The organism is Arhodomonas sp. KWT, assembly GCF_010993615.1.
Map to the genome: position 1 here is coordinate 1 of NZ_WNXE01000511.1, position 1,148 is coordinate 1,148.

Below are 1,148 nucleotides of genomic sequence, written 5' to 3' on the forward strand. Positions count from 1 at the left end.
GCGCATTAGCCGCCAGTCGCGTACGCCGGCTTTTCCATGGATCGCCCGCCGAGCATGAACACAACGACCGCAATCACGGCGCCGAGCGCGTCACTGGCCAGCCCCGGATAGATAAGCGCCAGCGCGCCGACCAGTGCGAGCAGGCGCCACGCGGGCTTAAGCGCGCGCCGCATATAGCCCTCGACCGCGACGGCCAGCAGCAGCACACCAAGCACACCGGTGGCGGCCACCATCAGCACGTTGAGCCAGGTCGCGTCGATGATGAGCATGCTGTGGGCGAACACGAACATATAGGGCACCACGAACCCGGCGATGGCCAGCTTCATCGCCTGCATGCCGGTGGCGTTGGGTGTGCCGCCGGAGATGCCGGCACCGGCGTAGGCGGCCAGCGCCACCGGCGGCGTGAGGTTGGCGAAGATGCCGAAGTAGAACACGAACATGTGCGCCACGAAGATGGCGGTGTCGCCGGAGCCGGCCAGCTCGCGGAACAGCGGCAGGTTGAGCAGGATCGGCGCCGCCATGGTCGAGGTGATGATGTAGCAGGGAATGCTGGGCAGGCCCATGCCGAGGACGATGGAGGCGGCCATGGTCAGCGCCAGCGTGACCAGCAGCCGCAGCATGTCGTAGGGAATCGCCTGGCCCATGGTGACGACCGCATCGGCGGCGTCCAGGGCGATGCCGGTGAGCGTGGCCACGCCGACGATGATGCCCACTGCGCCGCAGGCGATGGCGACGGGGATGGCGTTACGCACGCCGTCGGTCATGGCGTCGCGACAGTCGCCGACGTCCATGACCTCGGACTCCAGCGAAAGCCCGCGGCGCACGAAGTTCACGGCCACCGGCACGGCGATGATGGCGAACAGCCACCAGCGCGCGGCCGTCATGTGCGGCAGGCTGCGACCGTCCATCCACGCCATGATCTGCGGCTCGAAGATCAGCGCCGCGAGCACCGCGGACAGGCCCACGACCAGCCGCGGCGTGCCGCAGATGAGCACGGTGGAGGCGATCGACCAGAACGCGGCAAAGAACGGCGCCCGCCCGTCGAAGATCAGCCACAGCAGCACGACCATCGGAATGAGCAGATGCCCGCGCTTGAGCATCACCTCCTTTACCGGCGTGAGCTCCGCGCGGTCGATGCCGGACAGGCC

Annotated in this window: 1 protein-coding gene; it reads right to left on the minus strand. The window is 68.1% G+C overall.

Going from position 1 to position 1,148, the window contains the following annotated elements; translation table 11 throughout:
* Window positions 1-5: 5 nt before the first annotated feature.
* A partial coding sequence (locus tag G7A99_RS20300) for a TRAP transporter large permease subunit (RefSeq protein ID WP_163143666.1) occupies window positions 6-1,148 on the minus strand: 1,143 nt, incomplete at its 5' end.